This is a genomic window from Labilithrix luteola (genome assembly GCF_001263205.1).
In the GTDB taxonomy this organism is placed as follows: Bacteria; Myxococcota_A; Polyangia; order Polyangiales; family Polyangiaceae; genus Labilithrix; species Labilithrix luteola.
Genome location: NZ_CP012333.1, coordinates 1,337,093 through 1,353,000, shown reverse-complemented (window position 1 = coordinate 1,353,000; position 15,908 = coordinate 1,337,093). Strand labels below are relative to the sequence as shown.

Sequence of the window (15,908 nt, the reverse complement as noted above, 5' to 3'; positions counted from 1 at the left end):
AGGACGAAGCGCGCGTGCGCTCTTCTCGACCGGTGAGATCGGTCTTGGAGACGATGTATTGGCCGTCGGCGAGGTGCCGCTCGACGTTGGTGACAGGCGTGTTGACGCGCATTGGCTCCGTTCTTCCCCTCCCGTGCCGACGCTTTCCGCCGGGCTCGTCGTGGGACAGAACGACGTGACGACCAAGAGGTTCAGGAATGACGGCGCCGTTGGGTCGAAATCCGAGATTTTCCGACCCCTGCTCGTGAGCGGCGCTCGAGACTCAGCCGGACGTGACGCGGCCGTCGGTGTCGAGCGAAATCGGCGGCCCGGCGTGGCGAGGCTCTCTGCCGAGGGCAATGTCGAGCACGGCTTTGGTGCGCGAGACGACCTCGCGCGTCGCGTACCACGCCATGCCGCGATAGAGATGATGGTCCGACGCGCGGCCCTCGGCCTCCATGCCGAGCGAGCGCGCGACCCAAAGCGCGCGAGAGAGATGATAGCGCTGCGTGACGACCACGATGCGCGATGCGCCGAAGACGTGCTTCGCGCGCCACACGGAGCTGTACGTATCGAAGCCCGCGTGGTCCATGAAGATGCGCTCGGGCGGAACGCCGTGCGCCTCGAGGTACGCGCGCATCGCGTTCGGTTCGTCGTAGGAGGCGTGGCGATGATCGCCGCTCACGACGATGCGCGTGACGCGACCGCTTTCGTACGCGGCCAGCGACTCGTCGAGGCGATCACGGAGGATGTCCGACGGTGAGCCATCCGCAAACACGCGCGCGCCGAGCACGAGGGCACAATCGGCGGGGCCTTCGAGGCGGCCGTCTCGTCCGCCACTGACGACGAGCAGGTTCGCGACGAGCGCCGCGACGGCGACGAGCGCACCAAGAAACGTCAGGGCTCGGCGTTTACGCATCGACGGCAAGAACGCCCGCCGCGCGAAAACGATTCCGTGGGTCAGGCGTCTTCGTGCGCGCGCGGATCTGGCGCGGATTCGTCCACGTACGACGGCGGCGGAGGCGGCGCGGAGCCGCGGGCGGGCGGAGGCGGCCACTCCACCATCGTGGGGGCCGGCGGGCGAGGCTGCTCGGCGACGCCAGCGAAACGAGGGGTCGGAGGAAGCGAGAGCCACTCGAGTGAAGCCACCATGACACCCGTGAGAGCAACCATCGTTCCCAATGCATCCGCGCCGGCGTCCGAGGGATCGATGGTCGTTGCCCTCAATCCATTCTTTGCAGGGAGCCCCGTTTCCGGCGCGCATCGAGCGGTCGCGCTTCGATCCCAGCGAGCCATTGCGTGTTCGAGCCAGCATGTAGGCGTCGTCCCCCGATGGACAAGCCGCTATTCAGGTGCGGCCCGCGAAATGCGGAGTGCCCGGCGCGGAGTCGGAGCTCCTGCCGGGCACATCGTCGCGTTCGTCGTGGGGTGACAGTCAGTCGGTCAGCATCGGAGCTCGCGCGTTCTCGGTCGGGTGTTCGTTTTCACCCAGCCAGAACCGGAGCACGAGCGCAGCGGTTGCCGGATCTTCCATCGCTCGCTCGTGTGCCGCGGAGCGAAGCTCTTCCGGCTTGAGCTTGGTGATGATCGGCAGATCGTGCCTGGCCTCGGCGAGCTCGGCGTCGGTGACCATGATGCCGGTAGCCTGCGGACTGGCGAGCACCATCGCGTTCTTCGCAGCCTTGCGGCGACGTGCGACCAAGATCGCGATCGGGAGGAGGACGAGGGCGATGCCGCCACCGATGGCGAAGGGGACGTACTTGCGGAGGTGCTCGGGCACCGGCGGAAGTGTGAACGGATGGGGGGCCGGGGGCGCGGGCGTCTCGATGTCGAGGAACGGAACGGACTCGACGGTTACGAGGTCGCCGCGCTTGTCGTCGGCGCCGACCGCGCTGCGGACGAGCGAGGTGAGGCGGTCGACTTCTTCCTTCGGGCGCGGGCCGGTCTTGAGGCCGTCGACGACCACCGCGACGCTGAGGCGGTGGATGTTGCCTCCCTGGATGAGGCGCTTCTCGGTGATGTGGTCGACCTCGAAGTTGCGCGTGTGCGACTCGCGCGTGATGCCGTCGACGCCGCCGTCGGCGCCGATACGACCCGTGCCGTTCGGGACGTTGCTCTCCGATCCCGGAACGCCGGTGGCGGTGGTGTCGGGCTGGCTTCGTTCGACCGAGCTTTGCTCGCTTCGAAGAACGGTTTGCTTGGGATCGTAGCGGTCTTCGACGCGTTCCACGCGTGATCGGTCGAGCTCCGCGGTGACGCGCACGTCCACGTGACCGGGGCCGACGACCTTCTCGAGCATCGAGCGCGCGCGATCTTCGAGCGTAGCTTCGAGCGAGCGCGCCGAAGAGGCCTGCTCTTCGCTGTCAGCGCCCATGTCGCCGTTCTCACCCGCGCGTCGCGGTTTGTGCAGCATCGTTCCGTCCGTCGAGACGACCGCCACGCGCTCCGGCGTGAGGCCCGCGACCGACGACGAGACGAGGTGCACGATGCCCGCGACTTCGCTGGCGCCGAGCGCGCGACCGGGGCGGAGCTTGAGCACGACGGATGCGCTTGCCGGTTCCTGCCTTCCGACGAAGACCGAGCGCTCGGGCAGAACGAGGTGCACGCGCGACGATTGGACCGAGCCAATCGTGTCGATGGTGCGTGACAGCTCGCCTTCGAGTGATCGTCGGAAGAGGACGCGCTGCTCGAACTCCGTCGCGCCGAGGCGAAGCTTGTCGAAGCTCTCGAAGCCGACGCCGCCTCCGCGCGGGAGTCCTGCCCCAGCGAGCTCGAGGCGCAGCTCGCGTACGTGCGATTGCGGGACCTCGATGCTCCCTTCGCCCTCGATGCGGTAGGGGACCTTCATCTCCTTCAACTTGGAGACGACGGCCGAAGCGTCGTCGCGATCGAGATTCGAAAACAGCGTGGCCCACGTGGTCTCGGTGGAGCGGTATCCGAACCAGCTCACGAGAACCACGGCGGCGAGCGCCGTCGAGACGAAGAGGATCTTCGCCGGCTTGCTCATCGCGGCCATCTTCTCGCGCGCACGCTCGAAGGTGGATTTGGCGAGCGCGAGGAGGCGTGACTTGGGATCAGAGGTTGATGCGCCAGAGCTCATGGAAGGCGTCGATCAGGCGGTTTCGAATGGAGCCGACGAGTTTGAGGGAGATCTCGGCTTCTTTCACCGAGATCATGGTTCCGTGAAGGTCGTCGCTGGCGCCCTTGGCCAGCGCTTCGGCCTTGGCGGTTGCGTCCTTCTGCAGCTGGTTCGTGTCCTCGACCGTCTTCTCGAGGAGCGTGCCGAAGTCGAGTCCGCCGGAGGCCGGCGTTCCCTCCGCGGGGGATGTCGTGCCACCGTCGATACTCGGGATGCCGATCGACAGCTCGGGGCTTCCTTCGATGCGCATGATCAGCGACCGATCTTCAGCGCGGCGCGCGCCATGGCTTTGAGCGACTCGATGGAGGTGACGCCCGCTTCGTAGGCGCGGGAAGCACTCATCATGTTCACCATCTCGGTGACGGTGTTGACGTTCGGGTACTCGACGTAGCCGTCGGGGTTCGCGTCGGGATGGCCGGGGTCGTAGACCATCTGGCCCGGCGCGTCGTCCTGGCGAACCGAGCTCAGCTCCACCTTGCGAACGGCGGAGAGGACGGGATCGCCCGTGGTACCGAACGCGGGCTGCGCGGCGAAGACCGGATCCTGGCGCTTGTAGGGCGTGCCTTCCTCGGTCTTGGTCGTGCGCGCGTTCGCCAGGTTGCTGGCGATGATGTTCATGCGGCTGCGCTCGGCGGTGAGGCCGGAGGCGGCGACGTCCATGGCGGTGAAGACGCCGGGGCCGGTCTTCTCGATGCGGCCGCTCATCCGCCCCTCCCGTCGGCCGCGGCCCACTCGAGCGTCGCGAGCTCGGACGATGCAAGCTGCGCGACCATGTCGTAGCGCATCTGGTTGGTGGAGATCTTCACGGCCTCGCGGTCGATGTCGACGGCGTTGCCGTCGGCGCCTGCCTTCGCGGTCGGATCTTTGATGACGTCGAAGTGCGCGGTGCTCGAACCCGCGGGTGCTCCGATGTGTCCTGAGTTCGTCGCCGTGAGCGCGACGTTCATCGCTCCTTGGAATTCGGTACGCGCGAGATCGAGCGGGCGATACTCCGGCGTGTCCGCTTGAGCGAGGTTCGACACGAGGACGTTGTGTCGAGCAAGGTGGTAGTCGAGCCCCGTACGGAGACGCTCGACCGAATCGAGAAGTGACATTCCACGGCCCTCCGGCGGCGAGCTCTTTCACCGTCCATGCCAGCGGCGGTTTTCGTCGTGGCGCGAGCCTTGCTGACCCTGCGGTCGCGATGCTCAAGCTCACGCGACTCAACAAGCAAACCGTGGTCGTAAATCCCGACCACATTCATGCGGCCGACGCCACGCCGGACACCACGCTGCGGATGTCTTCCGGCGAGTGTCTCATCGTGCGGGAGACACTCGACGAGCTGATCGATCAGGTCGTCGCCTTCCGCCGTCGGGTGCGTCATCCCTTCGGCGCTTCCCCCACGGATGGTGACGCTTCCGGCGTCGCCCCCGTGACGGAGCGTCATGGCCATGACGCCTCGGAAATCTCGGGCAAGGAAGGGGGCCGCTGATGCAACCGGGACCGATTCTCGGGATCGCCGTCGCGCTCATCTGCATCCTTCTCGGCAACACGCTCGAAGGAGGCCACCTCGGCTCCATGGTGGGAGGTCCGGCGGCGATGATCGTCATCGGCGGCACCATCGGCGCCGTCATGGTGCAGTACCCCCTCTCGACGCTGGCCGGTGCCGTCAAGGCCGCGCTCGGCACGTTCCAGAAGCCCGCCGAGGACGCGCAGAAGCTTCTCGACGAGATCGTCGACTACGCAACGCGCGCTCGCCGCGACGGCATCCTTGCGCTCGAGAAGGTCGCCGAGAACGCCTCCGACGCGTTCCTTCGCAAGTCGCTCATGATGGCCGTCGACGGCGCCGACGCCGCGACCGTGCGCGAGACGATGGAGCTCGCGATCGGTCAGGAGGAAGAGCACGGCGAGGATCACGCGAAGGCCTTCGAGGCCGCCGGCGGCTACTCGCCGACCATCGGCATCATCGGCGCCGTTCTCGGCCTCATCCACGTCATGAGCAACCTGAGCGACATCAACGCCGTCGGTCACGGCATCGCCGCCGCGTTCGTCGCCACCATCTACGGTGTTGCCGTCGCGAACATCCTGTTCCTTCCGCTCGGCGGTCGCATCAAGCTCCGCGTGCGCGAGCGTACGGTCACGCGCGAGATGGTGCTCGCCGGCGTTCTCGCCATCCAGGCGGGTATGAACCCGAAGCTCGTTCGCGAGCGCCTCTCCGAGTACCTGCACAACACCGAAGGTGCGAAGGCCGCGGGCGGTGCGGGCGCGCCGGTCCGTGCCACGTCGTGAGGCGGTGAGGGGATCATGCGCAAGAAAAAGCACGCCGAGCACGTGAACCACGAGCGCTGGCTCGTCAGCTACGCCGACTTCATCACGCTCCTCTTCGCCTTCTTCGTCGTCATGTTCGCCGTCTCGCAGGTCGACTCGAAGAAGGTCGGACGCTTCACCGAGTCGTTCTCGAAGGCGGTCGGCATCGACTTCTTCCCCGAGACGGGCGCGGGCATGCTGCCGGGCGGCGATATCCCGCTGCCTTCGCAAGATGCCCAGAAGAAGGGGCAGGCGCTCCCTGCGGAGCTGAGTGATCTCCGTCAGAGTATTCTCGCGATGTCGGCACGCGCGGAGCTCCCGACCAGCATGCAGGTGCTCGAGCGGCGCAACGAGATCGTCGTTCGCCTCTCCGACAACCTGCTCTTCGACACGGGTGACGACGCGCTCAAGGAGCCGGCCCACAAAGCCATCCAGACGCTCGCCCTCGAGCTCTCGAAGCGCCCCGTCGACGTTCGCGTCGAAGGCCACACCGACGATCGTCCCATCCACACCCCGCGCTTCCGTTCCAACTGGGAGCTCTCGACCTCGCGCGCCACCATGGTCGTTCGGGACCTCGCCGCCGCCGGCATCGCACCCGTTCATCTCTCGGCGGCGGGCTACGGCGAGTTCCACCCGCTCGGACCGAACGACAGCGACGAGGCGCGCAAACAGAATCGCCGCGTCGACATCGTCGTGAGCGTCACGCAGCGCGAGGGCGACAAATGAGCGTCGTCAAACGTCTCGCCGCCATCGCGCTCGGTCTGGCGGCGCTCTGGCCAAGGGCGGCGTCTGCTCAGGAGTACCTGCCTGCAGGCGCCGTCTACGTCGGCTCGGGAATCGAAGGAGCGGGGCGCGGATTCCAGCGCGCGCGCACGCGCCTTCGTATTGGCGGCGAGCTTCGCGTCGACGAGGCCCCCGACGAGGCCATCTTCGCGGCGGTCCTCGTCGACATCGAGCCGAAGACCGCGTTCGGCGGCGAGCTGCGCTACGTCCACACGATCGGCTCGCACGTGGCAGCCTCTGCAGGGGCGATTGCGTACCTCGCGCCGGGCACGCTCCTCGGTCCGTGCGCGGGCCTCGAGGTTCGCGTTCCTCTCGCGAGCAAGACCTATCTCGTCGCCGGTCCCGAAGCGGCGGTCTTCGCGCTCGGCGGCGACCTGCCGGACAACGTCGTCGTTTGGCAAGCCCTCTTCCAACTCGGATTTCGCGCGGATCTCAAATGAACGAACGTCTTCGAACGACGGTGCGCCTCGCGTGGCACTCCGTCGTGGTCCTCGGCCTTCTCTCGTTCGCGGTCCTTCGTTGCGCGCCGCCCGACCAGTGTCTTCGCATCAGCGATTGCGCGCGCGGGATGACGTGTCTCGATGGTGACTGCGTTCCTGCCGACGGAGATCCGTCCGCGGAGACGACGGCGACCGATGCCGCGAGCTCGGTCACCGACGCCTCGTCGAACGCCGTCACCAAAGACGCGTCCACGGGTTCGTCGCCCGACGCGTCGGGCGCGGACGCCGCGGACTCGGGCTCTTCGGACGTGGAGACCCCCGACGCCGGCGATGAGGAGGATCTGACGGACTTCTGACGGCGTCATCGGAGCGCGTGTCGATTCCCCGACGATCGCGCCACCAAGCCGACGCCCGAACTCGCAAGTCCGCGGAATCCAGACTGGCATCACCTTCGCAAAGACCAAGACACCATGTTCCGCTCCCTCCACGTTGCAGCCACCGGCATGACTGCCCAGGAAACCAAGCTCGATACGATCGCGAACAACCTCGCGAACGCGAACACCACGGGCTTCAAGCGGCAGGATGCCGAGTTCGAAGACCTGCTCTACCAGAACCTCCGCGCTCCGACCGCGAACACGGTCGGCGGAGTGACTCCCTCGGGCGCGCAGGTCGGCTCGGGTGCACGTGTCGTCTCCACCTCGCGCGCCTTCGCGCAGGGCCCCATCCAGCAGACGAGCAATCCGTTCGACGTCGCCATCGAAGGCAATGGCTTCCTCGCCGTCACGCGTCGCGAAGGTGACATCGCCTATACGCGCGCCGGCTCGCTGAAGGTCGACGCGCAAGGTCGCCTCGTCTCGAGCGACGGACTTGCCGTCGAGCCGCCGATCACCATCCCGGCCGACGCTACGCAGATCTCGATTGCCGCCGACGGCACCGTCACGGCGACCATGCCGAACCAGCGCCAGCCCGCGCAGCTCGGCCAGCTCCAGCTCGTGACCTTCCCGAATCCGAATGGCTTGAACGGCATCGGTCACAATCTCTACGAGGCGAGCGCGGCGAGCGGCGAGCCCACGACGGGGATTGCGGGCAACGATGGCCGCGGCACCTTCCTCCAGGGCGCGCTCGAAGGCTCCAACGTCGAGGTCGTCAACGAGATGATCGCGCTCGTACGCACGCAGCGCGCTTACGAGATCAACTCCAAGGTCATCTCGGCGGCCGACGAGATGCTCCGCAACGCCACGCAGGTTCGCTGATGCATCGTCGCGTCGTCGCGCTCGTCGTGTTCGCTCTTGCGCTCTCGGCTTCCGCCGCGGCCGCTCCGCCTTCCAAGGCGCCCGTGCCGAACGCCTCGGCCAATGCGCATCCGCGATGGCACCGGGCCAATCCGGCCGAGATCGAGCGAATCGTTCGCGAGGCGATCGCCGCTTCGGCGACGTCGATTCCGAAGGGCACGACCATCAGGTCCGTGCGCTGCGGGACGGTCCCCGAAATTCCGGATTCTCCGACCAACGTGACCATCGAGGTCACCAAGCCCGCGCGCAAAGCGGGAATCTCGTCGACGTCGGCCGTGCTGACGTTTCACCGTGATGCGAGCGTCGTCGCACGTGTGCCCGTGACCCTCGAGCTCGACATGTCGCCCGAGGCCGCCACGTTCGACGTGCCCAAGGGGGCGCCCGTCGTACTCGTGATCAAGCGAGGTCTACTCGAGATCTCCGCTCCGGCCGTCACCTCCGAAGGCGCCGACCTCGGTGACGTGGTGCAAGTGCTCCTGCGTCCTTCCGGGCGCGCGCTTCGCGGCCAGATCGTCGCCAAAGACCGCGCCATCGCCGTCGAGGAACTCCGATGAAACGCTCGCTCGTCCTGCTCGTCGTTCTTTTCGCTTCGGGTTGCGGCCCACGCCACGTCCAGCCCTTCACGCCGCGCCAGCGCGCCTATCACGCCGGCGAATACGCCCAGCTGTCGAGCGCCGCTCGACCCGCGCCCGGCTCGCTCTTCAGCGAGGCTAGTGGTGGATGGTTGCAGGATACACGCGCGGTCCGCGTGGGTGACGTGGTGGTCATCCGAATCTTGGAGGCGGCCGACGCCCAAGGGACCTCGAGCACGCATCTGAAGCGCGAAGCCGACGGCACCACGGGCATGGGCGGCATGCTCGGGCTCGTTCCCGCACTCAAGCGCGCGTATCCGAGTCTCGATACGGACAAGCTGGTCGAGTTTGCCACCAAGAATGGGTTCACGGGCGAGGGTGATACGGCCCGCAAAGGAACGCTCTCCGGCAATATCGCCGTGCGTATCGCCAAAGAAATGCCGAATGGGGACCTGTTCCTCGAGGGAACGAAGGTCGTCCTCATCAACAACGAGGAATATCACCTCTACGTTTCGGGACTCGTTCGCCCGACCGATATCAATCCCGACAACAGCGTCGAATCCACGCGCGTTGCCGACGCCCAAATCGAATTTACCGGCCGCGGAGACGTTGCCGACTCGCAACGCAAAGGCTGGCTCGCTCGCATCATCGATTCCGTGAATCCGTTCTGAGGATCTGCTTCTCATGTTTTCGAAGAATCGGTACTCGAAGATTCTCCTCGCGCTCGTGGTCCTCGCGATGACGCTCATGACGCGGCCTGCTCGCGCCGATCGGCTTCGTGACCTCGTCGACGTGGGCGGGGCGCGCGACAACCAGCTGGTGGGCTATGGCCTCGTGACGGGCCTTGCGGGCACCGGGGACGATACGAGCGTTCCCTTCACCGCACAGTCGGTTCTGGCGATGCTCCGGCGGCTCGGCGTGCAGGTCGATCCGAACCAGATTCGCCTGCGCAACGTCGCGGCCGTGGTCGTGACGGCGACGCTGCCTCCGTTTGCCAAGCAAGGAACGAAGATCGACGTCACGGTTTCGTCGATCGGCAACGCGCGCTCGCTGACGGGCGGCGTGCTCGTGCAGACGCTCCTCAAAGGTGCCGACCAGAAGACCTACTCGATTGCCCAGGGGCCGCTCACGGTCGGAGGGTTCGAGGCCAAGGGGGCCACGGGAAGCGGCGTGAAACAGGGCACCACCACCACCGCGCGCATTCCGGAAGGCGGACTCGTCGAGCGCGAGATTCCGCTGACGGTGGGGGAGGGCGGCTTGCTCCGTCTCGAGCTTCGCAACCCGAGCTTCGGCGTCGCCGCGCGGCTCACCGAGGCCATCAACAAGAAGTTCGACGGCGCTGCGAGTGCGACCGACGGCGGCGCCGTCCGCGTGACGATTCCGGAGGCATACAAGCCGAAGATCGTGCAGCTCATCGCCGAGCTCGAAGAGCTGGAGGTCATCCCCGTGCGTCGCGCGCGCGTCGTCCTCAACGAACGCACCGGTACAATCGTGGCCGGTGGTGACGTGCGCCTCGCACCCTCGGCCGTGGTCCACGGAGCGCTCACCATCATCGTGAAGGAGACGCCGACCGCCTCGCAGCCGCTTGCCCCGTTCGGCGCAGGCACTACGGTCGTGACCCAGAAGAGCGAGGTCGTCACGCGTGACCCGTCGAAGCCCGTTGCCTACGTCAACGAGGCGCCCACCTTGGCCGACGTCTCGTCCGCGCTCAGCGCCCTGGGGCTGTCGCCGCGTGAGCTCACCAGCGTGCTGCAGGCGATGCGCGCCGCGGGCGCCCTCGAGGCCGAGGTGGTGGTCCAATGAGCGCACGCATCGCAGGTGTGTCGGGTGACGCCCCCGCATCGCCCGTCACGACCCCGACGGCGAACGCGACCGACAAGGCCAAGCACGACCGAGCGCTCGAAGAAGCCGCCCGCCAGTTCGAGGGGATCTTCGTCCGCTCCTTGCTCAAAGAGAGCCCGCTCGCTGGCAAGGGAGATGCTTACGGAGACATCGCCGTCAACGCGATGGCGGAGGCGATCACGCAAGGCAAGGGCCTCGGCTTGGCGGACGTCATTCGCCACGCCGTGGACCGGCTCGACCACACCCGCAGCCCCGAAAAATCGTCGGGGAAGCCCTAAAGGTTCCGGAAGAGCGACCGTTCTTCCGTATCGGCACCGGAGGATTTCATGCGCATTCAAGACCCCTACACCGAAGCTTCACGTCCGACCCGCCCCGAAATGCCCGCCGTGGGCACTCAGGCGATCGCTCCGCGACGCGAATCGGGAGCGGACGCCGCGACGACCGTGAAACTTTCGGCCCGCGCGCGCGAGCTCTCGGACAACTCTCGCATCGCTGCCCTCAAGGAGAAGGTCCAGAACGGAACGCTCCCCATCGACGCCAAGGCGATCGCCCGCGCTCTCGTCGGAGACGACTCGTGAGCCGCGCCTCCGTCAACGCGATGTTCACTGTCCTTGCCGAGGAGCGGACGGCCATTCGCTCACTCGATGCGTCGGGTGTGGAGCGCGCCGCGCAACAGAAGGAGTCGCTCGCCACGACGATCGCGTCGATGTCCGAGAGCGAGCTCGGCACGATGCAGCCCGAGCTTCGCGCACTTCGCCTCGAGCTTCGCCGCAACGGCGTTCTTCTCGCACACGCGCGCGCGTGCCTCCGCGAGATCAGCGCGCAGTCCCGTCTGAACGCCACCGTCTGACCCCTTTCCACACGAGGATCTCTTGGCATCCCTCTTCTCAGTCTTGTCGATTGCCCGAGACGGCATCATCGCCCAGACCGGCGCGCTCGACGTGACTGGTCAAAACGTGGCTGGTGCCAACACGCCCGGTTACGTGAAGCGAACCGCGCAGCTCGCGAGTCGTCCGAACGGCGGCGTGGAGATGACGGGCGTGACGCGCTCGTTCGACTCGTTCACGTACACCCAGCTCGTGACGCAGGAGGCTCACCTCGCTTCGGCGAACGCGCGCTCCAACGCTCTCGCCGACGTCGAGGCCATCGTCAGCCCGGCGACCGGCACGCTGTCTGACCGTATCGATGCGCTGTCCGATGCGTTCCACGAGCTCTCGACGCACCCCGCCGACACGGGCGTTCGGAGCACCGTTCTCGCGAGCGCCGCGGCACTGAGTCGGGGATTCGCCGAGACCGCCGACGGCCTCAACGCCTCGCGTGCGGAGCTCTTTTCGCAGGCCAAGTCGGTGGCCGACGACGTGAATACCAAGCTCGATCAGCTGGCCAAGCTCGATCGGAACGTCACCGAAGCCATGGCACGTGGTCAAGACGCCTCGGGCCTTCGTGACCAGCGCGACCAGATCGCGCGCGAGATCGGCCAGAGCGTCGGCGCGCGCGTCGTTTCGAACGACAACGGGAGCATCACCCTCTTCGCCGCCGGCACCGTCCTCTACGAAGGTGGCTCGACGGCCAAGCTCGAGGTCTCGCTCGACTCCGGCGGCATGCTCCGCGTCCAGGCGAACCGCGCAGGCAACATGGTCGACGTCACGAATGGCATCGACAACGGCAAGCTCGCCGGCATTCGCGAGGCTCGCGACAAGGACATCCCGGAGGTCCTCTCCCAGCTCGACTCGTTCGCCACCGAGGTCGCGAACGCGTTCAACACGGTGCACGCATCGGGCTTCGGTCTCGATGGTGGCACGGGCCGGCCGCTCTTCGCCGTCACGTCCGGCGCGGGCGCGGCGCACTCGATGAGCGTCGATCCGGGCATGCAGGGCCATCCCGAGTATCTCGCCACGGCCTCCTCGGCCGGAGACGTGCCCGGCGGCAACGACGTGGCGGTCGCCCTCTCACGTGTCAGCCAAGGGATCTTGCCCGGCGGCGGCACGATGAGCGAGCGCTACGCGGGCATCGCCAGCAAGGTCGGTCTGCTCCACGGCACCGCCGAGGGCGAAGCCAAGATGCGCGAGGACACGGTCGCCACCGCTTCGGCGCTTCGCGAGAGCGTCAGCGGTGTGTCGACGGACGAGGAGATGATCAACATGCAACAGTTCCAGCGCGCCTTCGAGGCCTCGACCCGCGTTCTGCGCGTCGTCGACGAGTTGTTCGACACCCTGATGAAGAGCTTCTGATGCGCGTCACCGACAACACTCGTCTCCTCACGGCTCTTCGCACGAACGCGGCGAGCACCCAGCGCCTCACCGAGGCCTCGCGCCGGTCGGCCGCGGGCGCCCGCGTGAGCACGCCCTCCGACGACCCGGTCGCCTACGCCACGCTCGTTCGCCGAGGCTCCACCCTCGCCAACATGAGCTCGCGCACGCGCGTGGCTCGGTCGTCCGCCGACGAGCTCACCATCGCCGAGCGCGCGCTCGACAGCGCCTCGGACCTCGTCCAGCAGGCGCAGTCGCTCGCCGTCCAGGGCGCGAACGAGACGCTCAGCCAAACCGACCGCGACGCCCTTGCCCTTCGCGTTCGCGGCATCGTCGACCAGCTTCGTGAGATCACCAACACGCGCGGCTCGACGGGGTACATCTTCGGTGGAACCCGCACCGACGTGGAGCCGTTCGATGCCTCGGGCAACTTCCAAGGCAACGACGGCGTCCTCCGGGTTCCCGTGTCCGACGGCGTTGCTCCACGCGGCAACGTGAGCGGCGCTCGCGCCTTCACGGCGGCGGGCGGCAAGGATGCGTTCGCAGAGCTCAATGCCCTCGCCAACGCCCTCTCCTCGGGCAGCATGAGCGGTATCAACACCGCGATCGACTCGCTCCAGGCGGTCAACACGCAGATCGTCCAGGTTCAGGTCGATGCCGGCCTCTCCATCGAGCGCCTCCGTAGCGCGGCCGATCTGATGGACGGCGCCTCCACGACCCTGGCCCAGAGCCGGGCGCGCGATGCCGGGGCGGACGACCCGTCGTCGCTCATTACCGAGCTCGCCGCCGCGACCACGGCGTACACCCAAAGCCTGGAGGTCACGCGTCGCCTCCTGTCGCTGCCGTCGCTCGCCAGCAGCACTTGAGCTACGACACCGCTTGCCGTGGGCGCGCCTCGCTGTAGGCTGCGTCCCACGGCATGCCGGCTCCCAGTACACGCGACACGGAGATCTCCTCGCTCGACGACCTCGGATGGTCGGAGGACTTCGCACGGGCGATGCCCGAAACCCCAGGCCTCAAGCCGGCGCGTGTCGCATCGGTGTATAGTGCACTCGTCGACGTGTGGAGCGAAGATGGTCCCAAGCTAGCGGCCATCCGAGGTCGTGCGCGCCGTGCGCTCGGTCAACTGCCGGCCGGTGGCATCGCCGTCGGCGACTGGGTTGCGGTGGCGTCGGTCGGGGGCGATGAGGTCGTCGTCGAGCACGTCCTGCCGCGCCGTACCGTGTTCATGCGCCAGGCCGCCGGAGAGCGCGTCGAGCCGCAGGCCATCGCCGCCAACGTCGATCGTGTGTTCGTGATGACGTCGCTCGAAGGTGACTTCAACCTTCGCCGGCTCGAGCGCTATCTCGTGGCCATTCGCGCAGGTGGTGCCGAGGCGTGCATCGTGCTCGGAAAGGCCGATCTCTCGGACGATCCGAGCGAGCAGCTCGCGGCCGCCAACGCCCTCGCTCCAGCCTTGCTGGTCAGCTCGCGCACGGGAATGGGCATCGACGAGCTCCGCGCCCAGATCCCTCGAGGTCGCACGGTGGCTCTCGCGGGGTCCTCCGGCGTCGGCAAATCGGCGCTCGTCAATCGACTGCTCGGCCAAGCGTCGCAGCTCGAAGGCGAGGTCCGTGAGCACGACAAGCGTGGGCGTCACACCACGACACGCCGCTCGTTGTTCGTCGTGCCCGGCGGCGGTTTGCTCGTCGACACGCCCGGGATGCGCGAGCTCAAGCCTTGGGTTCCCGACGCGACGGACGGGGGAGGCGAAGCGGAAGACGAGGAGTCGTTCGCCGACATCGCCGAAGTCGCGGCATCGTGCCGGTACCGCGATTGTGGTCATACGCGGGAGCCCGGATGTGCCGTTCTCGCCGCGGTCGAGGCAGGAACGCTCGACGGCGCACGCGTCGAATCGTGGAAAAAGCTCGAGCGTGAGCGCGCCGCGTCAGCGAATGCCCGCGTCGAGGATCGGCGGCGGCGGCGACGGTGAAGGAGGCGGCGTCGGCGTCGGATAAGGCGTCGGCGGCGGCGAGGGCGACGGTATCGGAGCCGGCGAGGGTGTTGGGTTCGGCGTCGGACCCGGTGAAGGCGAGGGCGGCGGCACGGGGGACGGCGTCGGCGTCGGCGAGGGAATCGGGATCGGCGACGGCACCGGCGAAGGCGTCGGCACCGGCGTCGGTATAGGGGAAGGCGACGGCGGAGGAGTTGGCGGCGGCGGCGCGGGCGCCTGCGTGCGCGAGTTGTCGCGCGCCACGGCCACCTGCGTCACGGCCCCCACGACAAGCGCGCTCGCAAGCACGAGCGTTGCTCCCAGTCCCATGCGATTCCGGGCGGGCCTCATCTTTCTCGCAAAGGATGCACGCTGCGCACCAACGCGATCAGACGCTCGCGAGGATGCGCGCGATCACGTAGAGGACGAGCGCGCCGCTCCACACGATCGCGCGGACGCGCATCCGCTCGCGCCAAGCCCAATACGGTGCGAGGGGAACGACGGCGAATGCGACGGGACCACGCCAGCGCGGTGGTCGCGCTAGGAGTCCGAACGCAATCGCCACGTGCGCAGTCACGAGCGACGCGAACGCAATCGAGATCGCAATCACGACGACCAGGTCTTTCACGTGCCTCGTCCTTTCACGTGCCCAGTCCCTTCACGCTACGAGTCCTGACGTCATCGATGCCACCATACTAAGGCGTCGGATGCCCGCCGTCCGCGGGAACTGGTATCGCGTCGGGGCGTAGCAGCGAATCGTTGATGTCGGCGTCGGCCGTCACGTCGTCGAGGCTCGCGTCGGGGAACTGCTGGACGGCGCGTATCGATGCGTCGAACGCCGGCCCGGTACCGGTCTGCAGCGTCGCGGCCGGGACCTGCGAGCCGCCGGGATCGACGACACCGCCCGGACTGAGCTTCGAGGTGGAGATGGGCGCCGGCTCGGGAACTTCAGCGCCGTGGGAATCGCGAAAGGCGCCCGGTGCCGCGTAGAGCGTTCCCAACTGGTTGCGTACGGTCGTCCACGGCGCGAAGCCCGTGTTTGGCGGAGGAACCACCCATCGGCCGTGCTTCCAAGCCCACCTGCGACCCTGCCACGACCACTCGCCGTCGATCCAAACGGCGCGGTCGTCCTTCGGCCGATCCGGGATGAACTCGATGCGCGCGGGCGGCGGCGGGTAAGGCACTTCGGTGAGCGCCTGCGTCGGTTGCTGCACGTAGGGCGGTGCAGGGAGCCGCTTCGGACCGCAAGCGAGGAGCGCCGCGGCGACGGCTAGAGCTCCCAACGTGCCTACGACGAGGCGGCGCATCGACGCTCTTGCTGCAAACGGCGCACCGCGCGCGAGCATGGGCTCGA

At 67.5% G+C, this 15,908-nt stretch carries 23 protein-coding genes; 15 read left to right on the top strand and 8 right to left on the bottom strand.

From position 1 onward, the window contains the following. Positions 1–262: 262 nt before the first annotated feature. The 6 genes from AKJ09_RS52705 to flgB form a co-directional block, all read right to left on the bottom strand. Complete coding sequence (locus AKJ09_RS52705) at positions 263–898, bottom strand: SanA/YdcF family protein (RefSeq protein WP_169927297.1); 636 nt, start codon at positions 896–898, stop codon at positions 263–265. 41 nt (positions 899–939) lie between these two features. After that, a complete protein-coding gene (locus tag AKJ09_RS52700; protein WP_169927296.1) occupies positions 940–1,206 on the bottom strand; it encodes a hypothetical protein in 267 nt (88 codons plus the stop codon). 208 nt (positions 1,207–1,414) lie between these two features. Then, entirely contained in the window at positions 1,415–3,079 is a 1,665-nt protein-coding gene (gene fliF / locus AKJ09_RS06105; RefSeq protein WP_146646239.1) for a flagellar basal-body MS-ring/collar protein FliF, read from the bottom strand. Beyond that, complete coding sequence (fliE, locus tag AKJ09_RS06100) at positions 3,054–3,368, bottom strand: flagellar hook-basal body complex protein FliE (protein ID WP_146646238.1); 315 nt, start codon at positions 3,366–3,368, stop codon at positions 3,054–3,056. Before fliE ends, fliF begins: the two co-directional genes overlap by 26 nt. A gap of 2 nt (positions 3,369–3,370) precedes the next feature. After that, a complete protein-coding gene (gene flgC, locus AKJ09_RS06095) occupies positions 3,371–3,823 on the bottom strand; it encodes a flagellar basal body rod protein FlgC (protein WP_146646237.1) in 453 nt (150 codons plus the stop codon). Further along, complete coding sequence (gene flgB, locus AKJ09_RS06090; RefSeq protein WP_146646236.1) at positions 3,820–4,212, bottom strand: flagellar basal body rod protein FlgB; 393 nt, start codon at positions 4,210–4,212, stop codon at positions 3,820–3,822. The genes flgC and flgB overlap by 4 nt, the downstream gene beginning before the upstream one ends. 89 nt (positions 4,213–4,301) lie before the next feature. Between flgB and AKJ09_RS06085 the strand changes: the two genes are divergently transcribed. The 15 genes from AKJ09_RS06085 to rsgA all read left to right on the top strand — a co-directional run bounded on the left by AKJ09_RS06085 (position 4,302) and on the right by rsgA (position 14,554). Further along, positions 4,302–4,589 (top strand): flagellar FlbD family protein, encoded by a 288-nt coding sequence (locus AKJ09_RS06085; RefSeq protein ID WP_146646235.1) that lies wholly within the window; start codon positions 4,302–4,304, stop codon positions 4,587–4,589. Continuing rightward, the gene (locus AKJ09_RS06080) at positions 4,589–5,386 is read left to right on the top strand and encodes a flagellar motor protein (RefSeq protein WP_146646234.1); all 798 of its coding nucleotides are present in this window, start codon (positions 4,589–4,591) and stop codon (positions 5,384–5,386) included. Before AKJ09_RS06085 ends, AKJ09_RS06080 begins: the two co-directional genes overlap by 1 nt. A gap of 15 nt (positions 5,387–5,401) precedes the next feature. Further along, positions 5,402–6,130 carry a flagellar motor protein MotB gene (locus tag AKJ09_RS06075; protein WP_146646233.1) on the top strand — a complete coding sequence of 243 codons (729 nt, stop codon included), beginning with the start codon at positions 5,402–5,404 and terminating at the stop codon, positions 6,128–6,130. Further along, a complete protein-coding gene (locus AKJ09_RS06070; RefSeq protein WP_146646232.1) occupies positions 6,127–6,627 on the top strand; it encodes a hypothetical protein in 501 nt (166 codons plus the stop codon). The genes AKJ09_RS06075 and AKJ09_RS06070 overlap by 4 nt, the downstream gene beginning before the upstream one ends. Further along, positions 6,624–6,983, top strand: coding sequence for a hypothetical protein (locus tag AKJ09_RS06065; RefSeq protein WP_146646231.1), 360 nt, complete (start codon positions 6,624–6,626; stop codon positions 6,981–6,983). The genes AKJ09_RS06070 and AKJ09_RS06065 overlap by 4 nt, the downstream gene beginning before the upstream one ends. A 114-nt stretch (positions 6,984–7,097) precedes the next feature. Beyond that, on the top strand, positions 7,098–7,880 hold the full coding sequence (gene flgG, locus AKJ09_RS06060; RefSeq protein WP_146646230.1) for a flagellar basal-body rod protein FlgG: 783 nt from the start codon (positions 7,098–7,100) through the stop codon (positions 7,878–7,880). Beyond that, on the top strand, positions 7,880–8,473 hold the full coding sequence (locus tag AKJ09_RS06055) for a hypothetical protein (protein WP_146646229.1): 594 nt from the start codon (positions 7,880–7,882) through the stop codon (positions 8,471–8,473). Before flgG ends, AKJ09_RS06055 begins: the two co-directional genes overlap by 1 nt. Continuing rightward, the gene (locus tag AKJ09_RS06050; RefSeq protein ID WP_146646228.1) at positions 8,470–9,162 is read left to right on the top strand and encodes a flagellar basal body L-ring protein FlgH; all 693 of its coding nucleotides are present in this window, start codon (positions 8,470–8,472) and stop codon (positions 9,160–9,162) included. Before AKJ09_RS06055 ends, AKJ09_RS06050 begins: the two co-directional genes overlap by 4 nt. A 13-nt stretch (positions 9,163–9,175) precedes the next feature. Then, positions 9,176–10,294 (top strand): flagellar basal body P-ring protein FlgI, encoded by a 1,119-nt coding sequence (locus AKJ09_RS06045; protein ID WP_146646227.1) that lies wholly within the window; start codon positions 9,176–9,178, stop codon positions 10,292–10,294. After that, a complete protein-coding gene (locus tag AKJ09_RS06040; protein ID WP_146646226.1) occupies positions 10,291–10,611 on the top strand; it encodes a hypothetical protein in 321 nt (106 codons plus the stop codon). Before AKJ09_RS06045 ends, AKJ09_RS06040 begins: the two co-directional genes overlap by 4 nt. 48 nt (positions 10,612–10,659) lie before the next feature. After that, on the top strand, positions 10,660–10,911 hold the full coding sequence (locus AKJ09_RS06035) for a flagellar biosynthesis anti-sigma factor FlgM (RefSeq protein WP_146646225.1): 252 nt from the start codon (positions 10,660–10,662) through the stop codon (positions 10,909–10,911). Then, the gene (locus tag AKJ09_RS06030) at positions 10,908–11,183 is read left to right on the top strand and encodes a hypothetical protein (RefSeq protein WP_146646224.1); all 276 of its coding nucleotides are present in this window, start codon (positions 10,908–10,910) and stop codon (positions 11,181–11,183) included. Before AKJ09_RS06035 ends, AKJ09_RS06030 begins: the two co-directional genes overlap by 4 nt. A 43-nt stretch (positions 11,184–11,226) precedes the next feature. Next, complete coding sequence (gene flgK, locus AKJ09_RS06025; RefSeq protein ID WP_169927295.1) at positions 11,227–12,564, top strand: flagellar hook-associated protein FlgK; 1,338 nt, start codon at positions 11,227–11,229, stop codon at positions 12,562–12,564. Continuing rightward, entirely contained in the window at positions 12,564–13,448 is an 885-nt protein-coding gene (locus AKJ09_RS06020) for a flagellin N-terminal helical domain-containing protein (RefSeq protein ID WP_146646222.1), read from the top strand. Before flgK ends, AKJ09_RS06020 begins: the two co-directional genes overlap by 1 nt. A gap of 53 nt (positions 13,449–13,501) precedes the next feature. Then, positions 13,502–14,554: a ribosome small subunit-dependent GTPase A gene (gene rsgA, locus AKJ09_RS06015; RefSeq protein ID WP_146646221.1), complete on the top strand. Its 1,053-nt coding sequence runs from the start codon at positions 13,502–13,504 to the stop codon at positions 14,552–14,554. A gap of 388 nt (positions 14,555–14,942) precedes the next feature. On the opposite strand, the gene AKJ09_RS06010 is transcribed toward rsgA, so the two are convergent. Continuing rightward, positions 14,943–15,182: a hypothetical protein gene (locus AKJ09_RS06010; protein ID WP_146646220.1), complete on the bottom strand. Its 240-nt coding sequence runs from the start codon at positions 15,180–15,182 to the stop codon at positions 14,943–14,945. 67 nt (positions 15,183–15,249) lie between these two features. After that, on the bottom strand, positions 15,250–15,861 hold the full coding sequence (locus AKJ09_RS54140; RefSeq protein ID WP_146646219.1) for a YXWGXW repeat-containing protein: 612 nt from the start codon (positions 15,859–15,861) through the stop codon (positions 15,250–15,252). Between the last annotated feature and the right edge of the window lie 47 nt (positions 15,862–15,908).